Source organism: Pseudomonas sp. 43(2021) (genome assembly GCF_017490805.1).
Taxonomy (GTDB): Bacteria; Pseudomonadota; Gammaproteobacteria; order Pseudomonadales; family Pseudomonadaceae; genus Aquipseudomonas.
Genome location: NZ_JAFGYJ010000004.1, coordinates 171,792 through 197,940, shown reverse-complemented (window position 1 = coordinate 197,940; position 26,149 = coordinate 171,792). Strand labels below are relative to the sequence as shown.

General features: G+C 62.3%; 23 protein-coding genes. 5 read left to right on the top strand and 18 right to left on the bottom strand.

All coding sequences use genetic code 11. The features are described 5' to 3' along the window. Nucleotides 1–14: 14 nt before the first annotated feature. From tssJ to tssB, 7 genes are read right to left on the bottom strand one after another with little or no spacing between them, the layout of a single operon-like run. Nucleotides 15–809 carry a type VI secretion system lipoprotein TssJ gene (tssJ, locus tag J5M71_RS05235; protein ID WP_207830491.1) on the bottom strand — a complete coding sequence of 265 codons (795 nt, stop codon included), beginning with the start codon at nt 807–809 and terminating at the stop codon, nt 15–17. Then, entirely contained in the window at nt 806–1,369 is a 564-nt protein-coding gene (locus tag J5M71_RS05230) for an FHA domain-containing protein (protein ID WP_207830489.1), read from the bottom strand. The genes tssJ and J5M71_RS05230 overlap by 4 nt, the downstream gene beginning before the upstream one ends. Beyond that, nucleotides 1,366–2,382 carry a type VI secretion system baseplate subunit TssG gene (tssG, locus tag J5M71_RS05225; RefSeq protein ID WP_207830487.1) on the bottom strand — a complete coding sequence of 339 codons (1,017 nt, stop codon included), beginning with the start codon at nt 2,380–2,382 and terminating at the stop codon, nt 1,366–1,368. The genes J5M71_RS05230 and tssG overlap by 4 nt, the downstream gene beginning before the upstream one ends. Next, nucleotides 2,346–4,112, bottom strand: coding sequence for a type VI secretion system baseplate subunit TssF (gene tssF, locus J5M71_RS05220; RefSeq protein WP_207830485.1), 1,767 nt, complete (start codon nt 4,110–4,112; stop codon nt 2,346–2,348). Before tssF ends, tssG begins: the two co-directional genes overlap by 37 nt. 3 nt (nt 4,113–4,115) lie before the next feature. Next, nucleotides 4,116–4,526: a type VI secretion system baseplate subunit TssE gene (gene tssE, locus J5M71_RS05215; protein WP_207830482.1), complete on the bottom strand. Its 411-nt coding sequence runs from the start codon at nt 4,524–4,526 to the stop codon at nt 4,116–4,118. After that, nucleotides 4,523–6,013, bottom strand: coding sequence for a type VI secretion system contractile sheath large subunit (gene tssC, locus J5M71_RS05210; RefSeq protein ID WP_207830480.1), 1,491 nt, complete (start codon nt 6,011–6,013; stop codon nt 4,523–4,525). The genes tssE and tssC overlap by 4 nt, the downstream gene beginning before the upstream one ends. A 17-nt stretch (nt 6,014–6,030) precedes the next feature. After that, nucleotides 6,031–6,534, bottom strand: a complete 504-nt coding sequence (gene tssB / locus J5M71_RS05205; protein WP_207830477.1) for a type VI secretion system contractile sheath small subunit — start codon at nt 6,532–6,534, stop codon at nt 6,031–6,033. A gap of 277 nt (nt 6,535–6,811) precedes the next feature. On the opposite strand from tssB, the gene vasI reads away from it, so the two are divergent. From vasI to tssM, 3 genes are read left to right on the top strand one after another with little or no spacing between them, the layout of a single operon-like run. Then, nucleotides 6,812–7,495 carry a type VI secretion system-associated protein VasI gene (vasI, locus tag J5M71_RS05200; RefSeq protein ID WP_325176039.1) on the top strand — a complete coding sequence of 228 codons (684 nt, stop codon included), beginning with the start codon at nt 6,812–6,814 and terminating at the stop codon, nt 7,493–7,495. Beyond that, complete coding sequence (gene tssA / locus J5M71_RS05195; protein ID WP_207830472.1) at nt 7,483–8,949, top strand: type VI secretion system protein TssA; 1,467 nt, start codon at nt 7,483–7,485, stop codon at nt 8,947–8,949. The genes vasI and tssA overlap by 13 nt, the downstream gene beginning before the upstream one ends. Continuing rightward, complete coding sequence (tssM, locus tag J5M71_RS05190) at nt 8,946–12,572, top strand: type VI secretion system membrane subunit TssM (protein WP_207830471.1); 3,627 nt, start codon at nt 8,946–8,948, stop codon at nt 12,570–12,572. Before tssA ends, tssM begins: the two co-directional genes overlap by 4 nt. Nucleotides 12,573–12,575: 3 nt before the next feature. On the opposite strand, the gene J5M71_RS05185 is transcribed toward tssM, so the two are convergent. Genes J5M71_RS05185 through J5M71_RS05170 form a run of 4 tightly spaced genes read right to left on the bottom strand, consistent with a single transcriptional unit; the run spans nt 12,576 to nt 17,141 of the window. Beyond that, nucleotides 12,576–14,255: an FAD-dependent oxidoreductase gene (locus J5M71_RS05185; protein WP_207830469.1), complete on the bottom strand. Its 1,680-nt coding sequence runs from the start codon at nt 14,253–14,255 to the stop codon at nt 12,576–12,578. A 33-nt stretch (nt 14,256–14,288) separates the two neighbouring features. Then, nucleotides 14,289–14,609 (bottom strand): NIPSNAP family protein, encoded by a 321-nt coding sequence (locus tag J5M71_RS05180; protein WP_063913626.1) that lies wholly within the window; start codon nt 14,607–14,609, stop codon nt 14,289–14,291. Further along, on the bottom strand, nt 14,594–16,327 hold the full coding sequence (locus J5M71_RS05175; protein ID WP_207830467.1) for an FAD-dependent oxidoreductase: 1,734 nt from the start codon (nt 16,325–16,327) through the stop codon (nt 14,594–14,596). The genes J5M71_RS05180 and J5M71_RS05175 overlap by 16 nt, the downstream gene beginning before the upstream one ends. A 4-nt stretch (nt 16,328–16,331) precedes the next feature. Further along, nucleotides 16,332–17,141: a shikimate dehydrogenase gene (locus J5M71_RS05170; protein ID WP_207830465.1), complete on the bottom strand. Its 810-nt coding sequence runs from the start codon at nt 17,139–17,141 to the stop codon at nt 16,332–16,334. Between the two features lie 154 nt (nt 17,142–17,295). Between J5M71_RS05170 and J5M71_RS05165 the strand changes: the two genes are divergently transcribed. Next, the gene (locus J5M71_RS05165) at nt 17,296–18,066 is read left to right on the top strand and encodes an IclR family transcriptional regulator (protein WP_207830463.1); all 771 of its coding nucleotides are present in this window, start codon (nt 17,296–17,298) and stop codon (nt 18,064–18,066) included. Between the two features lie 186 nt (nt 18,067–18,252). On the opposite strand, the gene J5M71_RS05160 is transcribed toward J5M71_RS05165, so the two are convergent. From J5M71_RS05160 to J5M71_RS05130, 7 genes are read right to left on the bottom strand one after another with little or no spacing between them, the layout of a single operon-like run. Continuing rightward, nucleotides 18,253–19,296: an ABC transporter substrate-binding protein gene (locus tag J5M71_RS05160; protein ID WP_063913622.1), complete on the bottom strand. Its 1,044-nt coding sequence runs from the start codon at nt 19,294–19,296 to the stop codon at nt 18,253–18,255. Then, nucleotides 19,293–20,426: an FAD-dependent oxidoreductase gene (locus tag J5M71_RS05155; RefSeq protein ID WP_207830459.1), complete on the bottom strand. Its 1,134-nt coding sequence runs from the start codon at nt 20,424–20,426 to the stop codon at nt 19,293–19,295. The genes J5M71_RS05160 and J5M71_RS05155 overlap by 4 nt, the downstream gene beginning before the upstream one ends. Then, a complete protein-coding gene (locus J5M71_RS05150; RefSeq protein ID WP_207830456.1) occupies nt 20,423–21,781 on the bottom strand; it encodes an FAD/NAD(P)-binding oxidoreductase in 1,359 nt (452 codons plus the stop codon). The genes J5M71_RS05155 and J5M71_RS05150 overlap by 4 nt, the downstream gene beginning before the upstream one ends. Further along, a complete protein-coding gene (locus J5M71_RS05145; protein WP_207830453.1) occupies nt 21,778–22,068 on the bottom strand; it encodes a (2Fe-2S)-binding protein in 291 nt (96 codons plus the stop codon). The genes J5M71_RS05150 and J5M71_RS05145 overlap by 4 nt, the downstream gene beginning before the upstream one ends. A gap of 14 nt (nt 22,069–22,082) precedes the next feature. Next, nucleotides 22,083–22,877: an ABC transporter permease gene (locus J5M71_RS05140; protein ID WP_025339622.1), complete on the bottom strand. Its 795-nt coding sequence runs from the start codon at nt 22,875–22,877 to the stop codon at nt 22,083–22,085. Nucleotides 22,878–22,881: 4 nt separating this feature from the next. Next, the gene (locus J5M71_RS05135) at nt 22,882–23,751 is read right to left on the bottom strand and encodes an ABC transporter permease (RefSeq protein ID WP_207830450.1); all 870 of its coding nucleotides are present in this window, start codon (nt 23,749–23,751) and stop codon (nt 22,882–22,884) included. Beyond that, nucleotides 23,748–24,767, bottom strand: coding sequence for an ABC transporter ATP-binding protein (locus tag J5M71_RS05130; protein ID WP_207830448.1), 1,020 nt, complete (start codon nt 24,765–24,767; stop codon nt 23,748–23,750). The genes J5M71_RS05135 and J5M71_RS05130 overlap by 4 nt, the downstream gene beginning before the upstream one ends. Nucleotides 24,768–25,015: 248 nt before the next feature. Between J5M71_RS05130 and J5M71_RS05125 the strand changes: the two genes are divergently transcribed. Beyond that, on the top strand, nt 25,016–25,843 hold the full coding sequence (locus J5M71_RS05125) for an IclR family transcriptional regulator (RefSeq protein ID WP_207830446.1): 828 nt from the start codon (nt 25,016–25,018) through the stop codon (nt 25,841–25,843). Nucleotides 25,844–26,149 lie beyond the last annotated feature (306 nt).

Sequence of the window (26,149 nt, the reverse complement as noted above, 5' to 3'; positions counted from 1 at the left end):
GACAAGTAGCGCCATCAGTCTTCTTCCTTGAGCAGGATCTGCGTGTCGTTGACCAACACCGACAGAATGATCTGGTGTCCGCGTGGAGGAATGCGCAGCACTTGGCGCCAGGTTGCGTTTTCCTGGCTTCGGTAGTCGCCAATTACCGCTACGAAGCGGGTCTCGGGCTCGATGGGCGCAAAGGGGATGAACTTGAACTGGCCAGGGCGCAGCAGGTAATCGTCATCACGAATGTAGGTGCTGCGCAGAACCTTGGCCGGGTCCTTGTCCAGCAGTTGATACACGCTGTTGCGTAGCAGAGAGTCGTCGCTTAACTGCAGGATCTTGATGGCAATGGGCGTAGCGACCGGCTCTGTGGGCAGGGTTGTAGTGCGCGGCAAGGTAAGCACCACTGTCGGGTCGTCGTAACTACCGGGTGTGCTTTCCTCCAGTGGCGAATAAGCCAGGTCATTGCTTTCGTCCTCGTCCATGACGACCGGCGATACAGCGGGAAATTGCTCCTGGAGATATTCGAACAACGTTCCTACTTTTTCGGTCAGTGCGTAGGGGTCTCCTGCACTCAGGCTCACGGCGTAGGGGCTAGGCTCCAGGACGCTTACATGTTCAGTTGCGATATCCAGGCTGTTCGGGTTGACATTGAGGGTAGGGCTGGCATTGATGCTGAACGCGACCTCGGTTGGGTGATCCTTGGGCGGTCCAATGGGCAGCGAAGGGTCCATGACCACTTGGCTCACTCTGCTCAGGGAAGTGCAGCCTGACAGCCCGATCAACATGGTCAACAGGGTGACTGCGAGCGGATGTCGCGTCATGAGTGTCCTCCTGCAATCAGGCGTTGCAGTGGGGTTTCGTGCGATAACCCCTTTACTGTCACTGCATCCAATGCCGCCAAGGGATCATTCCTCACGTCCAGCTCGAAGACCGAGCAGATCTCAGTGGTAGCCCGGGCAGTTGGAGGCTTTGGTTGCCAAGTCTCGGTCGGCATTTCGGCGATCAGCTGGTCGAGTACCCTATGGCCAGGGTTGAACAGATCCTCAAGTGAGCGCGCATCGGTTTGTGAGTACTGAACCAACAGCCGATAAGCGCCGACATGAAGCTGATCACCCTCAAGAAGCCGTCTCGCAGTTATCTCTCCCAGGCTGACGATGCTGTCGTTCAGATAGGTGCGATTGCAGTGATCGATCACACAGAAGCTGCCCTCGATCCAGCGGATTTCGCAGTGAATTGGTGCAACGGTCTGGTCACGGTCATTGATCAGCCAGGTGGCTGCCTTGCTGCCGATGGTGCCGCCCGTGCAATCGAACCGATACCGCGCGGTGACGGTGTGCTGCAATTGATCGAGATTGGTAATGTTCAAGGTCAATGTATTCATGAGCGCCCCCGGAACCGGACGACGGGGCTGATCTGGCCGTGGCGGTCATCGACAAAGCTGGTCCAGCCCAGATAGGCGCCTCGGCTGCGGTGCAGACAGAAAGATGACAGCGCGTTTTGCTTCAGGCGCAGTTCCAGGTCGTAGGCCAAGCCATCACGCAGTAAAAAGTCGATTAGCGCGCGCAAGCGGCCGAAGTTGATGCCGCTGGGGAGCAAGTCGCGCAATTGCGCTTGTTCCAGTTCGCTGATCACGATGGTGAACTTGCTGCTCCGGGTGCGCGTGCGGCTGCCGACCATGAACGTGCTGCCCAGCTCGCCGTTGCTGCGCCCGAGGCTTACAAGCTGTTTGGCAGTAGTGGGGACCGAGCGGGTTTCGAACTCGCGGATCTGCACATGCCTGAGGTCGAAACAGTGGGCAATGATGCCGGCCACGGTTCCCGGTGCACGGCTGCGGCTGGCAATGACACCGGCAAAACTGAGCAGCCGACTCCAGGGCAGTGCCGTGTCCCCTCGCAGCTGTTTGTCGTTCAAACCAAGCAGTGCAAAGACGTACTGTGAGAACCCATCGGTGGCTCCCGGCTGAAAGCGGATGTAGTAGCGATATTTACGCCAGATTCGATGCAGCAGGCTGAGCAGGTAGTGGTTGAAGAAATCGAAGAAAGCCGGCCGCACACCAATACCCTGTGCATGCTCGTATGCCACCTGTTCCAGGTAATAGGTGGGCAAAGGCGAGTCAGTACCGTGCAAACCCATGAAAGTGGCGCACACGCGATAGCGCTGTTCCTCGCCGGGCATCCGTTCGGCTTTGTATACGTCCGAAACGGGGAAGGTCAGCCGCGGGTCGCTGGCAAGGCGCACACGTAACCGGGTGGCCTCGCTCGGCCAGCGTGGTTCAAGGTCATCACCATGCAGCCCGTGCAAGCGCTCCAGCAACTGGAAGAAGTTGTACTGGTGCGCCTCGGCGAGCAGCTTGTCGGCTAGATCAGCGGTTGTTTGCCGGTCTGGATTGGCCATGTGTAGTGCTCGTTATTGGTGGTGTTGATTACTTCCAGTTGATGGAAGGAATTGATGCTGGCGTACAGCGCGAAGAACTGCGCGAGCACGCAACTGAACAGGTACAAGTCGCCTTCGCAGAGGAAGGCGGCCTGGTCCAGCTTCAGCCGGGTGTGCAGGCCACGAATGGGTTGCCCCTTGATAAGCCAATCCAAGGGTGTTGTGTGAACATCGCGGATGCCATCGAGGCGCTTGCGGGTGGTGCGTGTTTGCTGGATGTCGTGCAACGCGGCGAAGTCATAGGCGCGAATGACCGCTTTCAGTGGGTCGACCGAGAGCAGCGACAGGTAGTTGAGCGACATGTTGGAGATCAAGGCCCACTGCAACTGGCCATCCAGCACCGGCCTGTACGGGCGGGTGGGGGCGCAGATGTTGGTGTAGGTAGCCAGGGGTGGCGTGATTTCGGTGAGCACGTTGATGTCATCGATGCCCAACGCCAGTGGCAGGTCGCGATTGGTGCAGGTCAGGTCGATGGACGCCGTTTCCAGCTCGCCAATGTAGGTGTTGGCATCGGCGCGCACGAAAGCGATGCGATGCGTGACGCCATCGCCGCGCAGGGATTCTTCGAGCTGGTAGCGGTAATACAACGCCGTGCGCCCTTGTACATGCTCGATTTCATGGGCGAACGATTCGAATGGGCGGAAGGTTCTCAGGTGTTCGCCGGTACTGCCGTCAGTCGTGGTGCGGGTACTGATCACCTCATCGATGCTGAAGATCTCGTAAGCGTAGCGCTCTGCGCCTTTAGGCTTCAGCTCGACCTGAGCAACGTCGCTGGACAGGTCGATAGGTTCGGCGCTGTGCTTGAACAGGTTGACTGCAGTTGTGCAGAACAGCCTGAAGTCTGCCTTGCCGACACGCAGCGAGTCGGGAAGCTGGCGGGTGAAGTGCAGCTTGATACGTACCTTGGCGCTTTGTTCTGCGGGCCACAGGCGTTCCAGTCCGGTGACAGCGAAGAAGTGAAAGCGCTGTGGGAAGATGAAGTACTCCTGCAGGATCCGGTAGCCATCGAAGACGTTCTGCGGATAGGGCAGCAGGGCTTCATCAGGGTTGAAACCCGGAAAGGCGATGCTGCTGGCCGGCAATCGGCGAACCTCGCCATTGATGGTTACGCTGACATGTTCGAGGTATTGAGAGATCCATAAATAGAGCGTGCGGGCGGTGCGGTGATCACCGCTGAGGTGGAAATCGAGGCTGGCACAGCCCAAGGTATTCAACGGCCGCTTCACCAGGGTTTGAAGATCGATGTGAACCACGGAGTTGTCGAGGGTTTGGGTTGCGCCTACCGCGTCGATTTCGAACGGATGAATGTTTACAGCTGTGCAGGTGCGAAATTCACAGGCGACACCGTCCACGGGTTTTGAGAACAACCTTGAACCCTTGGGGATCTGTTGTGACTGGCTGAGCGATTGCTTGCGTGGCGTGAACTGGATGATCGTTACGCTGGGCAGCGGCCGAAGGTAGTTGGGCCACAGCAACTGCAGCATAGGGTGCGTCAGTTCTGGCAAGTCGTCTTCCAGCTTCAGTCGTAGCTTGGCCGTCAGGAACGCAAAGGCTTCCATCAGGCGTTCGACATCGGGGTCGCTACCGCCGTTGCCAAGCAGCCGAGCCAGCTGTGGGTTGTCCTTGGCGAAGTCGCTTCCCAACTCATGCAGGTAGCGCAGTTCTTCGTTGAATCGGTCCTTCAGTGACATGGGTCACCTCACTCGGGTATAGCGGTTGTGCCCGTTGACCAGCAGCTCCAGTTGCAACTGCTCCGTTTGGTCATTGACCTGTACCTGGCAGTCCAGCCTGAAATGCAACTCCAGCGGGGAGTAACAATCGGGCACTGCTTTGAGCGCATGCACCTGTATGCGTGGTTCAAAGCGCTGGATGGTGCGGCGAATATCAATGCTCACTTGCTCAAGCAGATCGCCGCTGCTCGTGTCGTGCCCGTTGAAGTCGCGCAGGCCCAGCTCAGGGCTGCTCTGGGAGCAACCTTGGCGGGCGTTGAGCAGTGTTTCGAGATGGCGCTTGATGGCGGAGAACTTGTGGGAGGCGTTCTCCTGCCGAGATGGCTCCCGATTGGCAGACTGATCCGCTATCAAGCGATCAAAAAAGCCTCTCATTGCCTGTCGAGCCGCCCGACCAGGGAGATTTCGAAGTTCGCACCCATGTATTTGAAGTGCGGGCGTACGGCGAGCGAGACCTGGTACCAGCCTGGATCACCGGCAACGTCTGAAACTTCAACGCTGGCAGCGCGTAGCGGCCGGCGGCTGCGCACATCGGCAGAAGGGTTCTCCTGATCGGCGACATACTGCTTGATCCATTTGTTGAGCTCGCACTCAAGGTCGCGCCGTTCTTTCCAGCTGCCGATCTGCTCGCGCTGCAGCACCTTGATGTAGTGGGCCAGCCGGTTGACGATGAACAGGTAGGGCAACTGAGTGCCGAGCTTGTAGTTGGTCTGGGCCTGCAGGCCTTCGGGTGTCTTGGGGAAGTTCTTCGGTTTCTGCACCGAATTGGCCGAGAAGAAAGCGGCGTTGTCGCTGTCCTTGCGCATGGTCAGGGCGATGAAGCCCTCTTCGGCCAGTTCGAACTCTTTTCGGTCGGAAATCAGCACCTCAGTAGGAATTTTGGCCTGCATCTGACCCAGGGATTCGTACAGATGCACCGGCAGATCTTCGACAGCGCCGCCTGACTGCGGGCCGATTATGTTCGGGCACCAGCGGTAGCGGGCAAAGCTGTCGTTGATGCAGCTGGCCAGCAGGAAGGCGGAGTTGCCCCACAAGTAGTTGTCATGCCGGCCGGCCATGTCCTCGTCGTAGTTGAAGCTCTCGATCGATTTCTCCTGGTGGTGGTAGGCGGAGCGGAGCATGAAGCGCGGCCCGGTCAGTGCAGTGTGACGGGCATCTTCACTTTCCCGGAAAGCACGCCATTTGGCATGCCGTGGGCCGGCGAAGATGTCCTTGATCTCCTTGAGGTTCGGCAACTCCTCAAAGCTGCTGAGGTTGAAGAACTCCGGCGAAGGTGCCGCCAGGAACGGCGCATGCGACATGGCCCCGACAGAGGCCATGTAGCTCAGTAGCTTGATGTCCGGGGAGGAAGGGCCGAAGTTGTAGTTGCCGACCATAGCTGCAACTGGTTCACCACCAAATTGGCCGTAGCCTGCGGTGTAGACGTGTTTGTAAATGCCACTGCAGGTGATGTCGGCCGCGTTCTCGAAGTCATCGAGCAGGTCTTCCTTGCAAACATGCAACACCTCAAGCTTTATGTTCTCGCGGAAGTCCGTGCGGTCCACCAGAAGTTTGAGGCTACGCCACGACGATTCAAGCTGTTGGAACTCGGGCTGATGAAGAATGGCATCCATCTGTTTGCTGAGTACCCGATCCAGCTCTGCAATCATCTGGTCGACGCGATGCTTGTTGATTAGTTGATCTGGGTCATTGCTCATGAGAATTTTGGCAATGAACGCAGATACACCCTGGCGAGCAACCTGATAGCCCTCTTGAGCGGGCACCAACTTGGTTCCTGCCATGATCTGGTCGAGCAAGGTGGTATTGCTCATTGTCTCGGTAGTTGCTTCAGCGGCGACGCTAGTGTTGCTTGGCTTTGGCATTGGGACGCTCCGTTGTCTCAGTCTTCTTTTGGCGCCTCGAGCACCAGGTCGAGTTCTTTCGCGAGTTGTTTGCGGGCTTGCTCGTTGTTCAACAGATGTTGCAGTTGCTTGCGGAAAGTTGGCACGTTGCCCAGCGGGCCTTTCAGGGCGACTAACGCCTCTCGCAGTTCAATCAGTTTGTTCAGCTCCGGCACCTGGCGAGCGATGCAATCGGGCCCGAAGTCGTTGATCGACTTGAACTGCAGATTGACCGCCAGTTCCGTATCCTGCGCTGCGCCGAGCATGGATGGCACCGACATATCCAGGCGCACCTCGGCATCGCTCAGCACATTGTTGAAGGTGTGTTTGTCAATACGCATGACCGCACGGTCTTCCAGGGCGCGGTTGTCATCCAGGCCGAAGTCGCCCAAAACAAGCATCTTGTGAGGTAGCTCTACTTCGGCTTGTTCCCCACTGGTGGCCGGTACGTATTTGATGTTGATGCGCTCTTGGGGCGCAACGGAGCCGGAGGACTTGCTCATTGACTGATATCCTTGAATGTTTCAGCTTATATGTAGGAAGTGTCCTACAAATTCGTGTGTAATAATAAACATGTGCCCTTGCTTAAGTCTGTTGGTGCATAAAAAACCATGCGCTTTGAGTGTGGCGGGAGTCGAGTGAAAAGATGTAAGAAAATATTTGTTTGTGTTATCTCTTGGTGATGTACTAGGCTCCGGTCGATATCGTTCGGTTTGGTGTTTTGCACTTTGTTCGGTGTGGTTGGCTGATTTTGTAGGAAAGTGCGACTTATCATGTGGGATGTGTTTACTATTTCAAAAAGAGAGTGGACTCAAGATGATTGCCCGCTATTCCTGTGGCATTGTTCTCTCGTTGATGTTTGGTCTGCCGCCGGTGTTGGCGAGCCCAGTGCGGGACTGCCCTAGAATTGTGTCTAACGTGGAGCGTCTGGCTTGCTTTGATGAAGCAGCGAATACGCCTGCATATGTAACAAAGCGGCAGTGGTCAGCACCCGAGCAAGAGGCACCCAGTGTGCTACGAGTAATGGCAAACGAAACCGCGCGAGGGCCAGATGACCTGACCTTCCTCGCAAGTACGGATGAGGGGGATTGGCGGTTGCACGGGCTGGTGATATCAGCACCGGCAATTGCATCGGCTGACCTACGCCCGTACCTGGCTATCAGCTGCGTGGAGGGCATCTCCAGGCTGCAGTTGATCAGCGCCCAGCCCCTGGACGCGAGATGGGTGAAGGTGCAGCTGCAGGGGATGCGTGGATCCACGGTTGCAAGGCCCTGGCAGGTGATGGAGAACGGCCAGGTGCTAGATGCGGGGCGGGGCCTGCCAGCCATCGAGCAGATCAAGAAGTTGATCGGGGCTGAACGCATACGGCTGCTCAGTGATAACCCCGAGGTTGATGGCCTTGTGTTCGATGCCCAGGGGCTGGACCCATTGATCAGCAAGGCGCGTAGCACATGTCGCTGGTAACTGGGTGGGGGGAAGAGCAACTTACCCGGTTGCTTATGCCGATCGATCCGGCAGTACCGGCTGGCCTGTTCGACATGGAGGACGAAACCTACCAGGCCATTGACCAGGAGATGGTCAAGCTGGGCGGGCTACAGGAGGCTTCAATCGACTGGAGCTACATCGAAGAGGCGTCCTGTCAGTATCTGGGCCAGCAGTGCAAGCACTTGCGGATCGTCGCACACCTGAGTGTCGTGTGGCTGCGCAGCGGTTGTTGGGAGCGCTGGAGCGTCACCTTGGCGTTACTTGCCGGGATGGTGGAGCGCTATTGGGAAGCCGCTCATCCAAAACCGGGGCCCAAAGGCTTCCTGGGCAAACGCAAGCTGGTTGGCCTTGTGCTTAATCGCTTGATCGAAGCGCTGCCGCGCCTCGACCGTTTCACGTACAGCCCTGCTCATGGAATGGCCGCACAGGATGCGTTGACGCGTTTGATGCAGCAACAAGACGGCGCACAACTGGATGCGGCTGTTCTGAGCAGGCTGGAGCGGCTGTTACTTGAACACACGGACCTTGCCAATGGTGTTGGCGAGGCTGCTGCGCCCATCTCCCCGATTGCAAGCAGCCAGCCAGCGTCGCTGGCCGATGTCATTGCAAGGCCAGTGCCCCGGGCTTCAATTGGCAACGAGCGCGAAATGCGGCGTGCCGTGTTGAATATGGCCGAGCTCATCAATCAACAGGATCCCTACGACCCGGTTGGCTACCAACTGCGTCGCTTCGGCTTATGGGCCCATATCCAGACCGCGCCTGCAGTCAAACAGCGGCACTGCACGGGACTGATAGCGGTACCGCCGGAAGTTGTCGCTGGTTACGAAAATGCTGCAGCTGGCACTTCGATTGATGTTGCGTTACTGCATCGGATCGAGAAAAGCATCACGGCGGCCCCTTACTGGATCCGCGGGAGCTTCCTGGCTGCGACTGTAGCGTCACAGTTGGCGATGACCGAGGTCAGCGAGGCCATTCGTAGCACGACCGCGCGGTTTGTACAGCGCCTTCCTTCGTTACAGCAACTGTGCTTCAGCGATGGCACGGTGTTCGTCGATGGCCAATGTCTGGCTTGGCTCAAAGGCAGAGAAAGAGTGGCTGACCAAGGCGCTGCCTTTCAAGAGTTCCGCAGTCTGCGGGAGGAACTCATCTCTCAGCTGGAGGGTATCGGTGTAGAGCAGGTTCTCTTGAGGCTGCAAGGGATGCAAGCAGATCTCCATTCCCCTCGTGAACGCTCCCACACCACGCTCATCGCCGCCGATTTGCTGACGACGCGAGGCGTTTCCTGGTTGGCCCGGGAATTGTGCGTCGGAGTAGCCCGGACGATGCAGCAAACCACTGCTGCTGCCTGGGAACCCGAGGTTTTCCAAGGGCTCCAGCACTATGCGACATCTTCAGCATTGGCAGATCAGAACAAGGATCCGGAGCCCTCATGAATACACTATGGAAACAACTCAAACGCTGGGGCTTGCCCCTGGTTACCCGCATTGGCCTGGCGATGCCGTTGCTACTCGGGCTTGGCGCCGTGCTGATGCTGATCGCCATCTGGTGGCTCGGGCCGCAATGGATGTGGGGTGAGCAACAGCCGCTAGCCGATGTGGCTCATCGCATCGTGGCGAGCCTGGTGCTTGTGGTGGTACCGCTACTTTGCGGGCTTATTGTATTAAGCATGCGCTTTCGTCAGCTGCAAGCGGAACGCAAGGAGGCGGTGGCCGTCGAACTGGATCGCGCGTTACCGCTTGTCCACGCCCAAGAGAAGGCATTGAACCAGGGGCTTGCGCGATATCTCGACAGTGCCGGCGGGCGCAGAGCCTTGTACCGGTTGCCGTGGTACCTGGTGTTGGGTGATGAACACTCCGGCAAGAGCAGCTTCGTTGAGCGTACCGACCAGAATTTTTCCCTGTCCCGCATCGACCGCGCCCAGGCGCGCGGCCACCAAGTTGAAGTGCTTGCCTACCCGGTAGGCTGGTGGGTCAGCAATGACGCGGTGATTATCGACCCACCTGGTGTTTTCATCCGCCAGGAAGCATCGGCAGGCTCGTTATCCGAGCACTCGAAAGCCCCTGAATCTTCCCTGCCGCCCGGAACTCCAGCCAAACTGTGGAACCACCTGCTGGAATGGCTATTGCAAAATCGAAGTCAGAGAGCCCTCAATGGATTAGTGCTGGTCATCGACCTGCCGGCACTGGTTCATGGCACGTCCGAGCAACGTATCGCTTTGGCCCATGTCCTGCGCGCACGTCTGTACGAGGTGAGTAGTCAGCTTGGTTCGCGCCTGCCATTGTATGTGGTGCTATCCAAATTCGATCTGCTGGATGGCTTCGACCAGCTCTATAGCAAGCTCTCGGTCTCCCGGCGGGAGAAACTGCTGGGGTTCACGTTCAAACTGGATGCGGTCGATTCGTTCGACGCCTGGTTGGACGAATACGATGAATGCTACGGTCGCTTGGTCAGGGGGCTGTTCGAGCAGGTATTTGACCAACTTGACGGTCTGGGCAGTGCACCGCTCCGGGCGCGGCTGTTCTCCTTGCATGCGCAACTGGTTGGCCTGCGCCCGATATTGCTGGGCTTCCTGCGGGAAACGTTGGCGAGCGATCGGTTCTCCACACCTGCATTGGTACGTGGCGTCTATTTTTCGTCGGTCGTGCAGCAAGGCGACATGCTCAATGCATTCGTTCGTGAGGCGGCACAACCCTACGAGACAAAGCTCCCCCTACGTGAAGGCAAGGCGCAAGGCAAGTCATTGGTCTACTTCATTCAGCAGTCCTTCCGAAGAGTCATCTACCAGGAGGCCGGCCTCGCTGGCGACAATGTCAGGGTGGCACGTAACAAGCGCCAGTTGTTATGGATGGGTTCCGGTGTAGGGGTCCTGGCGTTCTGTGTCGTCATTGCCACCTGGCAGCGCTATTTCGATATCAACGGCACCAAGGCAGCCAGCGTGCTTGCCAAGAGTCGGGAGTACAGCCGTCACCAGGTGGACCAGCGCCTGGACCCGACCGGGCGCAACTTGCTGGAGCCACTGGACCAGATCCGTGATGCAGTAGTGGTATTTGGCGATTATCGAGCGGCCTGGCCGGGTGTTGCTGAATTTGGCCTGTACCAGGGGCGCACCATTGGCCCCTCGATCGATGAGGCCTACCTGAGCTTGCTCTCCAAGCGCTTCTTGCCGGCCTTGGCCAGTGGCGTGATCGACGCCATGAACGCGGCTTCCCCAGGCAGTGAGCAGCAGATGGCCACGCTCAGGGTGTACCGGATGCTCGAAGATCGCCAGAACCGCCGGCCAGGATGGGTTGAGGACTGGATGGCCCGCCAGTGGCAACAGGCTTTCCCGGGCCAGGGGCAACTGCAGCGCAACCTCATGCAGCATCTGAAATACGCCTTGGCCTATGCCGATACCGATCTGCCACAGTACCGCCAGCGGGTCGCCGACGTGCAGCAGACCTTGCGCAAGGTGCCGCTGGCGGAGCGGGTCTATGCAAGCCTCAAACAACAGGCCCAGGAGCAGCTGCATACAGGCTTGGACCTGCGTCATCAGGTGGGGCCAGCATTCGATGTGGTCTATCAGCAGGCTTCTGGCTCCAGGCTGGGTGATGATGGTGTCTTGCTTGCGCCCATGCTCACTGCCAGAGGCTTCAAGGAATACTTTGAACCGCGTAGCCAGCGGTTCGCCGAGATGGCGATGATCGACCAGTGGGCGTTGGGCGAGCGAGGTCAGCTCGATTACTCGGACACCGACCGTGATGTGCTGACAGAACGCCTGCGCAGCCTGTACAGCACCGATTACATTGACAGCTGGCGGCGTGCCTTGAATGCCTTTTCGGTGGCTGATTTCCGTGATCTGGACCATGGTGTCGCCATCCTGGAGCAGTTGACCGGGCCCGCTGCTCCGCTGCATCGGCTACTGGATACGGTGAGGGACAACACTGCGCTTTCATTGCCAGTGGGGCTTGATATACCGAGCGAGGCAGAAGCGCTTCGACCAGCAAGCAGCAAGCCCGAGATGCAGCAAGCGTTGGCCATCCACCGGGCATTTTCGGGCCTGAGTGCCATGTTGCAGGCAGCAGGTGAAAAACCGAGCTACTACGATGAGACCCTAGCCGCCATCGTGGCCGTACATGACTACGCCAAGGCAGTGCAGGACAGCCCGGACCGAGGCAAGGCCGCTCTGCAAGCCGTGCATCAGCGCTTCTCGATGACAGGGCACGACCCGATCAGTACCTTGCAACGAGTGGCGACGGGCTTGCCGGAACCCGTCAACCACCAAGTCCGAAAGGTGGCGGATCAGACTGCGCAAGTGCTGAACGTTGAAGCGCTGCGCGAGTTGGAGCGCCGCTGGGATGCTGAGGTTTACAGTTTCTTCCAGCAGCGCCTGGCAGGCCGCTACCCCTTTGTGGTGAGGGCGCCCGATGCCTCCCTGGATGACTTTGAGGCATTCTTCGGGCCAAAGGGGCGTCTGCAACAGTTCAATGATCAGTACCTGAAGATCTTCCTGAAGGAAAACCTCGAAGCCCTGCAGTCCGGTCAGCACGGTCAGTCGCTGATTCGCGATGATGTGATCGAGCAGTTGGAGCTGGCTGAACGCATCCGCGAAACCTTCTTCGACCAGCGCGGCAACCTGAGCGTGCAGTTCAGTATTGAGCCGTTGGGGCTGAGTGCGAATCAACGCACCAGCTTGCTGGATCTGGATGGCCAGTTGATTTCCTACACTCATGGCCCAAGCCAGATCGCCGGTATCGTCTGGCCCAATACCCAAGGGCAGCAAGTGCGCAGCAACCTTACCTTGCTCAGGCAGAACGGCAATAGCAGCAGCCTGGAGTACCGCGGCCCTTGGTCGATGTTCCGCCTGCTCAGCCGTGGCTCGCTCAATGGGAGGACGGCAACCAGTGTGGATTTGAGCTTCAGAGCGGGTGACGGGGTGATGCGCTACCGGTTGAATGCCGAGAAAGCCTTTAACCCGATTACCCAGGAGCCTTTCAAGGGCTTCCGATTGCCACGAGGTTTGTTGCAACAGCCACCCAAGGTGGCGCAGGGGAGACAGTCGGATGAGGCGCTGTTATGAAGATCAGGGCCGGTACAAACTCAACGCTCTACCAGCCAGGTAACCGAACGTCATCCCCGGCCCCAAGGTAATACCGCCACTCGGGTAATACCCGCCCATCACGCTGTGCATGTCGTTGCCCACCGCATACAGCCCAGGAATCGGCTGCATTGCATGGTCCAGCACGCTGGCGGCACTGTCTGTTGCCAGGCCGGCAAAGGTACCCAGGCTGCCCGGCAACAGTTTCACGGCGTGATACGGCCCGTCCAGCAATGGTCGCAGCGATGGATTGGGTACCTGCAACGGCTCGCCCTGGGCCCGGTTGTAAGCCGATACGCCACGCTGGAAAAGCGGATCTTCACCCCGGGCTGCATGGCGGTTGAAACCGTCCACCGTGCGCTGCAACTGCTCGGCATCGATCCCGCAGCGCTGCGCCAGTTGCGCCAGTGTGCGACCGCTGTGCAGGTAACCGCAGCGCTGATAGTGGCGGGTGGAGAAAGGGAAGGGCTTGGCCCAGCCGATACCATAGCGACGTTGCGCGGCATGGTCGCAGATCAGCCAGGCTTCCGGCGCTTCCCCCTGCGGCGTGGCGGCGAACAGCGCGTTCATGAAGTCGTGGTAGCAATCGGCCTCGTTGACGAAGCGCCGGCCATCGCGGCGCACGGCGATGAAGCCGGGCTTGGCGCGGTCGATCAAGTGCGGGAAATGGCCGAAACTGCCATCGCTGCGCGGTACCCGTGACACAGGCGCCCAAGCACCCGCATGGGCCGTAGTCGCCTGGACCAGGCCACCAACCTGTTCGCCCAGGCGCAAGCCGTCACCGCTGTTTTCCCTGGGTGCTGCGGAGTAATGCTGGGTACCGTCCGGCGCATGGGGCATCACTTGCGCGATGCGCTGGCGATCATGCGCAAAGCCACCGCAGGCCAGCACCACACCGCGGCGGGCATGGATCACCTGGCCGTCGGCAAACTGCGCGCCACTGACCCGGCCTTCGCCCAGCAGGCGGCTGGCCGGCTTGTCGGTCAGTAGCGTCACGCCAAGGTCCAGGGCGCTGCGCAGCAGGCGTGCCACCAGCGCGTTGCCATTGACCAGTTGCAGCCCGCGCCGGTGCAGCAGCAGGTCGCGGGCATGGCGCAGCAGGCGCTTGCCCACATGCAGCGCCGCCTTGGGCGAGCGCGTGGCGTTGAAGAAGGCGGCCATGTCGGCGCCGCCGGCAATGCCCATGCCGGCCAGGCTGACGATGTCCAGCGGTGGGCGCAGCTTGTGCAGCCAGGGCCCGAGCAGGCGCCCGTCATATGGCAGTGCACACAGCGAACGGCCACCGCGTGCGCTGCCGTCGCCTTCGCGCATGTCGGGCATGCGGCTGCCGGACTGGAACTGGACGGCAGTGTGCTGCTGAAAGAACGCTACCATCTCCGGGCCGTGACGCAGGAAGGCGAGCTGGCGCGGGTCCAGGTCGCTGACGTGGGTTTGCGCGCGCAGGTAGCGCTCCGGGGCATCGTCGCGCTCGACGATGCCTTCGGCGATGGCCAACGGGTTGCGCGGTATCCACAGCCATCCCCCCGACCAGGCGCTGGTGCCGCCCAGCTGGCTGGCTTTTTCCGCGACGATCACCTGCAGGCCGTGATGTGCGGCAGTAACGGCGGCAGCCAGGCCAGAGGCGCCGGCGCCGATGACGAGTACGTCACATTCGAGGGGTTGCATGGTGGGGTTCCGCTCAGGTGTTGGAAGAAGGTTTTACTGCAGCGGTGAAAAACCGGTGGGCCGCAGCAGTCGCGACTGCAGGCGCAGCACCGCGCCCAGCTCGCGGTTACGCCGTGAGAACTCTGCCCAACGCGGGTCCGCTGCCATGGCTGTACGGCGTGCCATGCGCTCGTCGAGGCTGGCATAGCCCCAGATATGCACCACTTGGTTGACCTCGCCGAACTCGCTGGTGAAAAAGCCGACCAGGTTACCCAGGTGCTCGCTTTGCACCTCCAGCGCGTGGCTTTGATACAGGCTCAGCCAGTCGGCCATTTTCAGTGGGTCGAGGGTGTAGGTTCTCAGTTCGTAGTACATGCTGGGGTCTCCATGTGGGTGGTCGGCGCCTGCAGGCGCGCGGCGATGTGGTTGGCTGCGAGCCAGCCGAAGGTGAGGGCAGGGCCCAGGGTGATACCGGGTCCGGGGTAGGTGCCTTTCATCAATGAGTTCATGTCGTTGCCGACTGCATACAGCCCGGTAATGGGGTGACCGTTGCGGTTCAGCACATTGGCATCGGCATTGGTTACCAGCCCGCAAGCCGAGCCGAGGTCGCCGGTGTGGAGGCGGATGGCGTAGAACGGTCCGCGGGTCAGCGGCGCCAGGCAGGGGTTGGGCATGTGTTGTGGGTCGCCCATGTAGCGGTTGTAGCTGTTGCCGCCTTTGCCGAACGCGCGGTCGATGCCGTTACGGGCGTCGGTGTTGAACTGTTCCAGGGTCTGCATGAACACCTGTGGGTCCACGCCGATGGCCTGGGCCAGGGCCTGCGCGGTTGCGGCGCGGTGCAGGTAGCCAGCGTCGATCAATGCCTGGTTGTCCACCGGCTTTGGCCGCGCCAGGCCCAGGCCGTAGCGGTTCATTGCCTCGGCATCGCAGACCAGCCAGCAGCTGGCAATGCCGTTGGCGAACATGGTCTGCACGAAGTGGTGGTAGGAGTCGGACTCGTTGACGAAGCGTCGCCCGTCCGGGTTCACCGCGATCACGCCCGGTTTGGCGCGGTCGGTGACCAGGTGCGGGAAGCGCTCACGCTCGCCACTGGCATGGCGCAGTTCGGAAACCGGCGCCCAGAAGAAGTTGGCCGCCAGGCCCTCACCCTGGGCTGCGGCCACGGCTTGGCCAAGGCGCAGGGCAGCACCGTCATTGGTGGGCGGTGACATGCTCAGGTGCGGCGTCGGCTGGGCGGGCCGGTAGCTATCGGCGAGTGCGCCTGCAGCGAACCCGCCCATGGCGCACACCACACCGCCACGGGCCAGCACCCGTTCACGGCGCCCTTCGCGTTGCACCACCACGCCGGCGACCACGCCGCGTTCGACGATCAGCTCCACGGCTTCGCTGCGCAACCACAGCTGCGTGCCATGAGCGAAGGCGCTGCTGGCCAGGCGGGCGATCAAGGCGTTGCCGGTGGTAAGCCGCGTGCCGCGTGGGTGGTGCAAGCGGTCCCGTGCGTAACGCGCCATCAGCTTGAGGCAATGCCACAGCGACCTGGGCGAGCGGCGAATACTGAGAAAATGCTGGATATCCACGCGGTTGACCATCATGCCGCCGAACAGCAACATGCCGGGCGGCGGCATCTTCAGGTTCTTGAAGTGCGGGCCGAGCTGCTTGCCGTCGTACTCGACCATCTCCAGCGCCCGGCCAAACTGAGTGGCGCCAGGTGCGTCCGGGTAGTAGTCCGGCGAGTGCGGGCGCAGGGCGTAGCGCAGTTCGGTGTTCTGCTCCAGCCAGCGCAGCGCCTGGTGGCCATGCTCGATGAAGGCGTCGACCAGGGCGGGGTCGTAGCCGTCGCCAATGACCTGCTTGAGGTAGGTGCGGATGGCCTCGGGGGAGTCCACCGCACCTGCAGCGCGGGCTTGATCGGTACCATAGAGCCACACCGCCCCGCCGGAAATCGCCGAGGTGCCGCCAAAGTGCTCGGCCTTTTCCACCACCAGCACTTTCAACCCACGGCGGGCGGCCGTGGCGGCAGCGGCAAAGCCTCCGGCGCCGCTACCCAGCACGACCAGGTCAAAACTGTGTTGCGCGTGTTCAAGCGTCGGCATGGCTTCAGATCTCCAGCGGCGTGACGCCCATGAAGGCGCCCAGGTGGCCGAGTTGGGCGAAGGCCATTTCCGGGCCGGTCTGCACCGCGCAGCCAACCTGGCGTGCCCGGTTCAGCAGCGGGGTGATCTCGGGCGAGGTGACCACGTCGGCGACCAGGGTTTCGGCTTGCAAGGTGGCGAGCAGTGCGGCAGGCAGCGGCAGCTCCGCGCTGCCGCCCATGCCGACCGGGGAGGCGTTGACCAGCAGATCGAAGCCTTCCAGCCCGTCGACCCGGGTGGCGATTTCGACCGTGGGGAAGGCATTGCCGAGCAGTTCGCACACAGCGCCCATGCGCGCTGTGCTGGGGTCGCTGAGGGTGATGCTGGCGATGCCGGCCTCGCCCAGCGCATAGGCGATGGCACTGCCGACCCCGCCGCAACCGATCACCAATGCATGCTTGCCTGCCGGCTCGAAGCCATGTTTGCGCGCAGCACCGAGGAAGCCGGCGCCGTCCACGTTGTCGCCCATCAGGCGGCCGTCATGCTCACGGCGAATGACATTGACCGAGCCGAGGGCGGCTGCGCGCTCGCTCAGGCCGTCCAGGCGGCTGGCCAGGGCCTGCTTGTACGGCACGGTGACCACGCAACCGCGCAGGTTCTGCCAGCCGCGCAGGGTGCCGGCAAAGGTCTCCAGCGCGGCCTCCTGCAGGTCGATGGGCAGCATGGCGAGGTTGCAGTTGTTGTTGGCGAACCAGGTGTTGAAGTTTTCGGGGGACTTCACCTGGGCAATGGGCGAACCGACGATGGCGACCAGTTCAGTAGAACCACGAATCATGCTGACCTCCTTTTTGGCGTTGTTATGGAGGGCAAGGGTGAGGCAAGGGGGCATGGGCAACAATGCGCTGATCGGGTATTTAGTGCGATAATCGCATTGTTGATCCGGTTATCGCGTTAATCGGCTGAAATACCCCTGCTTGCGAGTCGAATAAATGAACACCCCCACTATCCACCCCCGTGACCTGATCGCCGGCTTGCAGAAAGGCCTGGCGCTGATGCAGCTGTTCAGCGCCGAGCAGCCGCGCCTGAGCGTGCCGCAGGCGGCCAGGTTGTCCGGCCTTACCCCCAGTGCCGCGCGGCGGTTTCTATTGACCTTGGTGCATGAGGGCTTTGCCGAAACCGATAGCCGTGAGTACTGGCTGACGCCCAAGGCGCTGCGCCTCGGCCAGGCGTATGTAGACTCGGCGCAGCTGCCGCGCATGCTGCGGCCGATCGTCGAGCAGGTGGCGCGGCAGACCCAGGAGCATGTGTCGGTGGGCACCCGTGATGGTGACGAGATCATCCACCTGGTGCGCAGCCGCTACAGCCATGTGGCCTCGTTGTCGATCAGGCCGGGATCGCGGGTGCCGATGTATTGCACCGCCGGCGGGCGTGTCTGGCTGGCCTGGCTGGATGAGGGGGAGCGGGATGGGTACTTTGCGCGTAACCCGCTGCGGGGGCTGACGCCTTATACGCAGACGGACCGGGTGCAGCTGGAGGCGGAGTTGCTGCGGGTGAAGGGGCAGGGGTTCTGTATCGTGGACCAGGAGTATGAAATCGGCATGCGCGTGCTGGGTGTGCCACTGCTGGACCGGGCTGGCCGGCTGAAAGCGACGTTGACCATCACCACCCATGCTTCGCGGTTGAGTGTGGATGAAATACGCTTGCGGTATCTGCCGACCCTGTACGAGGCGCAGGCGCTGTTGCGGCCGGTGCTGGATTGAGGCGTCAGGGTTTGGGGGCGTGTTGCCTTCTTCGCGGCTAAAGCCGCTCCCACAGGGTACGCGGACCGCTTGTGAATTCAGTTCTCTACCTGAAAGCGCAGCCCAAAGGGCTGGGCATCTCCCACAGGGAGCGCGCTTTGGTGCGGATATGCGCGGTACCTGTGGGAGCGGGCCAAGGGCCTCGGCTTATCTCTCGATCTGGCGATTCCAGCGGGCGTTCCATTCCGGGCGCTGGGTGTTGACCTGATCCCAGTCAATAGTCACGGCAGTCTGCAGGTAGGTCTGCATGGCCTCGACCTGGCCACGGGTCTTGTCGCTGGTTGGGGTGTTGGGGTTGGACGGGATCTGGTCACCCAGCTCCAGGGCCGGCGACTGCGCCTCGGGGCTGAGCAGGAACTCGGCGAGCTTCTGCGCAAGCTCCGGCTGGTCGTTGTTGGCCGTGACGCATTCTGCCTGGTTGAGCACCACGGCACCTTCCTTGGGCGCGGCGTACTCCACCGGGATGCCTTTGAGTTTCAGCGCCGTCACCTGGGTGGGGGTAAGCGGGAACAGCGCGGCTTCGTCGGTTTGCACCATTTCCGAGAGCTTGGCCGAGTTGGGGATGTACTCCAGCACGTTCGGGCCCACGTTCTTCTGCCAGGCCGTGAAGCCCGGGTTGACGTCGGTATCGCTGCCGCCGTGCAGGCGGTTGTACATCAGGAAACCATGCAGGCCGAAGGTGGACGATGCCATCGACTGGAACACCACCTTGTCCTTGAAGCGCGGGTCGGCCAGGTCGTTCCACGAGGTGGGCGCTGCCCAGCCTTTGGCCTTGAACAGGCGGCTGTTGTAGGCAAGCCCGGTCACGCCCAGGCTGACGGCCGCGGCCTTGTCCTTGATCAGGGCCTTTTCCGGCAACTGGGCCAAGGTCGGGTTGGGTTTGAGCGTGCTGCACAGGCCCATGCCGATGGCGCGGTACATGATGCCGTCATCCAGCACCATCACATGGATCGACGGCTTGTTCGGGGTGGCCTGGACCTTGGCCAGAATGTCGGCCGAGGTGCCGGGGACGATCACCACCTTTACCCCGTTGGCCTGCTCGAACCTTGGCAGGATGTCGTCGCTGAACAGCCGCTCCATGGTGCCGCCGTTCATGCCCAGGTACAGCGTGGGTTGGGCCATGGCGGGCAGGCAGGCGAACAGGCCGGGCACGGTGCAGAACAGGGCGAGCAAACGTTGCTTGTGCGTCATGACAGGTTTTCCTTGTGGTGGTGGGGCTGGAAACGCTTGATGGAAAAGGCCGCCAGGCTGAGTGCCGGCGCGCCGTGCAGGATGCATTGCGCCAATGCTTCACCAGCGGCCGGGCCAATCTGGAAGCCGGCACCGGCAAAGCCGAAGCCATGCAGCAGCCCGGGTTGGGACAGGCTGGGGCCGAGCACCGGTTCGTCATCGGGCAGGTAGCCCTCGGTGCCGCTCCAGGTGCGAATGGCCTGGGCGCCGGCCAATGCCGGGTACAGCTCGGTGGCATTGCGCAGGATGTCGAGTACTGCGGCCTGGCCTGGGCGTGCGGTGGTCGGGGTCAGGGCAAAACCGCGCCCGCCGCCCAGCACGCAGTTGCCACGCGTCACCTGGCGGGCGTAGATGCCGCCGCCTTCGACCCCGGTGCTGGCGGTCATGAACAGCGGCAGCGGCTCGGTGACCAGCATGGCCGGGTGGGCGGCGGTCAGCGGCACTGGCTCGCCGAACTGCTCGGCCAGTTGCGCCGACCAGGCACCGGCGCAATTCAACAGCCAGGGTGCCTTGAAACACTCGCCGCTGCTGGTGTGTACGCTGAAGCGGTGGCCGTCGTGGCCCACCTGCAGTACCTTGCACTGCTCATGCACCTGGGCGCCGTTGCGCCTGGCCGCCTGGGCGAAGGCCGGTGACACCAGCCGTGGGTTGGCATGGCCATCTTCGGGGCAGTACGAGGCGCCGACGGCGATATCGCCTACCCAGGGGAAGCGCTGGCGCAGTTCGTGTCGTTCAAGCAGTTGCAAGCGCAGGTCAAAAGCCTGGGTACGCCGCGCATAGGCCTTCAAGGCATCGAAGTCGGTTTCGCTGCGTGCCAGCTTCAGGTGGCCACTGCGGGCGTATTCGCCGTCGATGCCGATCCACGCGCGCAACTGCCCCCAGATGGCATGGGCACGCATCGACAACGGCAGCTGGGCCAACGAGCGGCCCTGGCGGCGCACGCCGCCGTAGTTCACCCCGCTGGAATGCGAGCCGCAGAAGTCGCGCTCCAGCAATGCCACTTGCTGGTCAGCGCGGGCCAGGGTCAAGGCCGCGCTGCTGCCGATGATGCCGCCGCCGACGATGATGGCGTCCACTTCGATCAGCTTCATGGTTTTATCTCCAGGCCGAAGGGCAGGGGTTTGACCGGTGCCTGGCCGCGCAGGCGCCCGACCTGGTCAATGGCCCGACCGCTTTCGCAAGCGATCAGCTCAGCGGCAGCGGCACCGCACATCCGCCCCTGGCAGCGGCCCATGCCGACCCGGCACATGGCCTTGACCCGGTTGATTTCCCAGTGCCCGGCACGCACGGTGGCGCGGATTTCCCCGGCGCTGATCTGCTCGCAGCGGCACACGGTGAGCTGGTCCGGGGCCTGCCGGGCCCATTGCTCGGGAAATGGAAAGGCCTGCTCCAGCCCCTGGCGGAAGCGCAGCAGGGTGGCCAGGCGCTTTTCCAGTTGCTGCTGGCGTTGCGGATTGCCGGGCTTGCCGAGGTCGGCCAGCAGTGTCAGGGCGGCCAGTTCACCGGTCATCTCGGCACCGTCGGCACCGAGGATGCCAGCACCGTCGCCCGCCAGGTACACCCCGGGGCTGCTGGCCCGGCCCTGGGCATCACGTACTGGCAGCCAGGCGCGGTTGAGCGCGCTCCAGGCGAACTGGCAACCCAGCAGGTCGGCCAGTTGGGTTTCACTGCGCAGGGCGTGGGCGAATGCCACGGCGTCGCACGCCAGTTCATGTTGCTGGCCATTGTGCGACCAGCGTATACCGCTGGCCCGTTGTTCGCCGTCGATACCCAGCAGGGCCACGCCCTGGTGCACCGGTACACCCTGGCGGGCCAGCCAGGCGCGGTAGTAAAGGCCCTTGGCAAAGGTGCCCGGTTGCAGAAGCAGGCGTGGCAGGGCACGTACCTGGGCGCTGAACGGCGAGGTGTCGAGCACCGCGCTGACCGTAGCGCCGGCCTTGGCGTACTGGTACGCCACCAGGTACAGCAGCGGGCCGCTGCCGGCCAGCACCACCCGTTCACCGATCGCGCAGCCCTGGAACTTCAGGGCGATTTGCGCAGCGCCCAAGGTATAGACCCCGGGCAGGGTCCAGCCGGGTATCGGCAACACCCGGTCGGTAGCACCAGTGGCGACGATCACCCGGTCGAACGCCAGGCGGTCGGCCAACTGCCCCTGCTGCAGGGTATCCAGCACCTGCTCCTCGGCGTTCCACACCAGGGTTTCGGGGCGGTAGTCGATCTGCTCGCGTAACTGTTCGAGGGTGCTGTGCAGGGCCTGGGCCTTGTCAGCCTCGAAGCCATACAAGGCTTTGGCCGGACGGCGAAAGTTGGCTGGCTGCTGGCGGTAGATCTGCCCGCCGCCACGGCTGGCCTCGTCCAGCAGTACCGGGCGTATGCCGTGGGCCACCAGGGTTTGCGCGGCGCGGATGCCGGCCGGGCCGGCGCCGATGATCACGATCGCACTCATGGCTGGCGCCCCGGGTCGCGGGTCACGCAATGGCCCGGTTCCAGGAAGGTCGAGCAGGCACGTACCCGACGGCCATCCTGCAGGCGTACCCAGCAGTCCTGGCAGGCGCCCATCAGGCAGAAGCCGGCGCGTGGTTCGGCGCTGAAGTCGCTGCCGCGCAGGTGCCCGGCATTGGTCAGGATCGCCGTCAGCAGGGTATCGCCGTTCATGCCGTTGGCCGGTTGGCCGTCGAGCAGGAAGGGCAGTGGCTCGCGGTCGTGTTCGGCCACGCGCTTGAACAGGGGCATAGGGGCATTCCTTGTCATTGCTTGCCCACCAGCACGCGGTCCAGGCCATATACCCGGTCCAGGGCGACCATGGTCAGGGCGGTGACGGCGATCACCAGCGCAGAGACGGCGGCCATCATCGGGTCGATGGATTCGGTGGCATATACGTACATGCGCACTGGCAGTGTCTGGGTGGCGGGCGAGGTGACGAAGATCGACAGGGTCACTTCGTCGAAGCTGTTGATGAACGCCAGCAGCCAGCCGCCGGCCACGCCGGGCAGGATCATCGGCAGGGTGACCTTGCAGAACAGCGTCACCCGGCCAGCCCCCAGGCTTTGCGCGGCCTGTTCGGCGCTGCGGTCGATGCCGATGGCTGCGGCCAGTACCAGGCGCAGTACGTAGGGGGTAATCACCACCACATGGGCGAACACCAGCCAGGCGAAGCTGCCATTGACCCCCAGCAGGGCGAACAGCCGCAGCAGGGCCACACCCAGCACCAGGTGCGGGATGATGATCGGCGACAGCAGCAGGCCGTTGAGGAAACCTTGGCCGGGGAAGCTGTAGCGGGTGATCGCCAGGCCCGCCGGTACGGCGATCAGGGTGGCCAACGAGGCAGCCAGGGCCGCGAGCTTCAGGCTGTTGTAGAACGCATCGAGGAAATCGGCACGCTCGAACACGGCGCTGAACCAGCGCAGCGAGAAGCCGGCGGTGGGCAGGCTCAGGGTGTTTTCCGGGGTGAATGCCACCAGGCACACCACCACCAGCGGGGCGAGCATGAACAGCATCACCAGGGCGTGAAAAGACAGGGCCAGCGGGCCGTTACGGGTCATGGGTTCAGACTCCAAGTGCGCGTTTGTAGCGGCGTTCAACCAGCCGGTTCCAGCTGAGCATCACCAGCAGGTTGATCAGCAGCAGGGCCACGGCGATGGTGGCACCCATCGGCCAGTTCAGTTCGGCCAGGTACTGGTCGTAGATCAGGGTGGCGACCATTTTCAGCCGGCGCCCGCCCAGCAGGCCGGGGATGGCGAACGAGCTGGCGGCCAGGCCGAACACGATCAGCGTGCCTGACAGCACACCGGGCATGATCTGTGGCAGCACGATGCGGCGGAACACCGTCCACTGGCTGGCGCCCAGCGACAGCGCGGCCTGCTCGGCGGCCGGGTCGAGCTTCTGCAGCGAGGTCCACACCGGGATGATCATGAACGGGAGCATCACGTGGACCAGGCCGATGATCACCGCAAAGGGCGTATACAGCAGCTTCACTGGCTGCCCGCCGAGGGCGGTGATGCCCTGGTTGACCAGACCATCGGCACCCAGCAGCAGGCTCCAGCCAAAGGCTCGCACCACCACCGAGATCAGCAGCGGCGTCAGTACCAGGATCAGGAAGATCGAGCGCCACGGCGCGCCCATGCGGCTGAGCACCAAGGCTTCGGGAATGCCGATCAGCACGCACAGCAGGGTGACCAGGGCGCTGACCCAGAAGGTGCGCAGAAAGATCTCGTAGTAGTAGGTGTCGGTCACCAGGCTCAGGTAATGGCCGAGGGTGTACTGGCCAGCCTGGATGCCGCTGCTGTAGTCGAACACGTTGAACGAAAGCAGCAGGGTCAGCCCCAGTGGCACCACCAGCAAGGCCAGGAACAACAGCAGGGCCGGGCTGCTCAGGCCGTAGCCCCAGGCGCTGCTGTGCAGCTTTGCCGCGCTCATGCCGCCACCTCGCCAGCGTTCAGCACCCGCAGCAGGGCATCGTTCCAGTCCAGGCCGACCTGTGTGCCTTCATCCAGCGGTGTGCTGCCGTCGTTGGCACGAACCACGGCCAGGTTGCCCAGGGCGGTGTCGACCCTGTACAGCCATTGGCTGCCGAGGAAGTAGCGGCAGCTGATGCGGCCTGCGAGCTTGCCGCTGCCGGCCGGGCCGAGGCTGATCTTCTCCGGGCGCAGGCTGAGGGTCAGTGGGCCCTGGGCATTCGCCTGTGGTTGCCCGCCGGGTCCGGTTACGCCGCGCAGGCGGTTGGCCTTGCCGACAAAGTCGGAAATGAAGGGTGTGCCTGGGTGTTCGTAGAGGCGGTAGGGGTCATCGACCTGGGTGATGCGCCCGGCCTCCATCACCACCACCCGGTCGCTGATCGACAAGGCCTCGGCCTGGTCGTGGGTGACCATCAAGGTCGTAATGCCGACTTCGTTCTGGATGCGGCAGATCTCGAACTGCATTTCTTCACGCAGGTGCGCGTCCAGGTTGGACAGCGGCTCGTCCAGTAGCAGCACCGGTGGTTCGATCACCAGTGCGCGGGCCAGGGCCACACGCTGGCGCTGGCCGCCGGAGAGCTCGCGTGGGTAGCGCTCGGCATGCTTGTCCAGGCGCACCAGCGCCAGGGCCTGGTCGACCCGGCGGGCGATGTCGGCGCTGGCCACCTTGCGCATGCGCAGGCCGAAGGCGACGTTGTCGCGCACGGTCATGTGCGGGAACAGTGCGTAGCTCTGGAACACCACGCCCAGGCCTCGGCTGGCCGGCTTGGCGTGGGTAATGTCGCGGCCGTCGAGGACGATGCGGCCGCTGGTGACCTCGACGAAGCCGGCAATCATTTGCAGGGTGGTGGTCTTGCCGCAGCCGGAAGGGCCTAGCAGGGAGACGAACTCGCCTTTTTCGATGGCGAGTGACGAGCTGGCCACTGCCTCCGTGGCGCCATAGCGCTTGCAAAGCTTGTCGATCAACAGAAAGGTCATGGCTGTGCTCCATCGCAAACGGAACCGGGGTCAACCGGCAGTTTCAGGGTGGGCAGAGCGCCAGCGGCGAAAAGCAAAGCTTTACGGACGTTGGCGCTCGCTGCTGTGGCGGCGGCCGATGTTGTGATATCGCCCTATGGACCGGAGAGTAGGGCAATGATTAGGATGTCGACAAAGGGTAATTTCACTCAGTGACAGCTATTTTGAAATTATTCCACTGACTGAAATTTGCAGGGGTTTAACGAAAAATGGATTCCGATAAACGAAACGAACAGGCCAGGGAAGTGGGTGTCAGTGCGGTGTCCCGTTTGTTCGCCGTGTTGCGAGCGCTGGGCGATTGCGGCGGCGAGGGTGAGAAGGTCAGCCAGCTGGCACAGCGGGTGGGCCTGGCGCAACCCACCACCCACCGTCTGTTGCGCAGCCTGATTGAAGAAGGCATGGTCGACCAGTGCGCGACCAGCAAGCGCTACCGCCTGAGCCTGGACTTCTTTGCCCTGGCGGCCAAGGCCGGGCAAGCGGGCAACCTGCGCGATGTGGTGCGCCCGAGCCTGCTGCGGCTGTCGGCCTCGCTGGGTGATTCGCTGTTCCTGCTGGCGCGTTCGGGGTTTGATGCGGTGTGCCTGGACCGTAGCGAAGGGCCATATCCGATCCGTACCTTCACTGGCGATATTGGCGGCCGTGTGGCCTTGGGCGTGGGGCAGGGCAGCCTGGCTATCCTGGCTTTCCTGCCAGAGGAGGAGCGTGACGAGGTGATCCGTTACAACCTGCCGCGGCTGAAGGATTTCCACCATTACGACGAAGTCATGTTGCGCGCCGAAATCGACAATGTGCGCAGCCTCGGCTATGCGGGGCGCAACACCGGTGTGCTCGATGGCATGGCCGGCCTGGCGGTGCCGATCCTCGATCGCAACGGCCATGCGGTGGCGGCCCTGAGCGTGGCGACCATCAGCGACCGCCTGGGGCCCAACCGCATGCCGACCGTGGTGGCGCTGCTCAAGCGTGAGGCGGCGGCGATTGGCGAGCGGATCAACCCGTTCGACCCGGTGCTGCGCCGGCCTTCGCATGTGTTTGGTTGAGGGCCATTTGGGTCAGGGCAGTTGTTTCTGCCGGTACGGGGCAGGCCCAGGGCCGGATGCTGTCCCTGTGAGAGCGGGTTCACCCGCGAAGCAGGCAACGTGGTGGATGGCACCGGCTTCGCCGGTGTTCGCGGGTGAACCCGCTCCCACACTGAACCGAGCAAACGTTCGAGGTGCTGGTCAGGGCAGTTGTTTCTGCCGGTACGGGGCAGGCCCAGGGCCGGATGCTGTCCCTGTGAGAGCGGGTTCACCCGCGAAGCAGGCAACGTGGTGGATGGCACCGGCTTCGCCGGTGTTCGCGGGTGC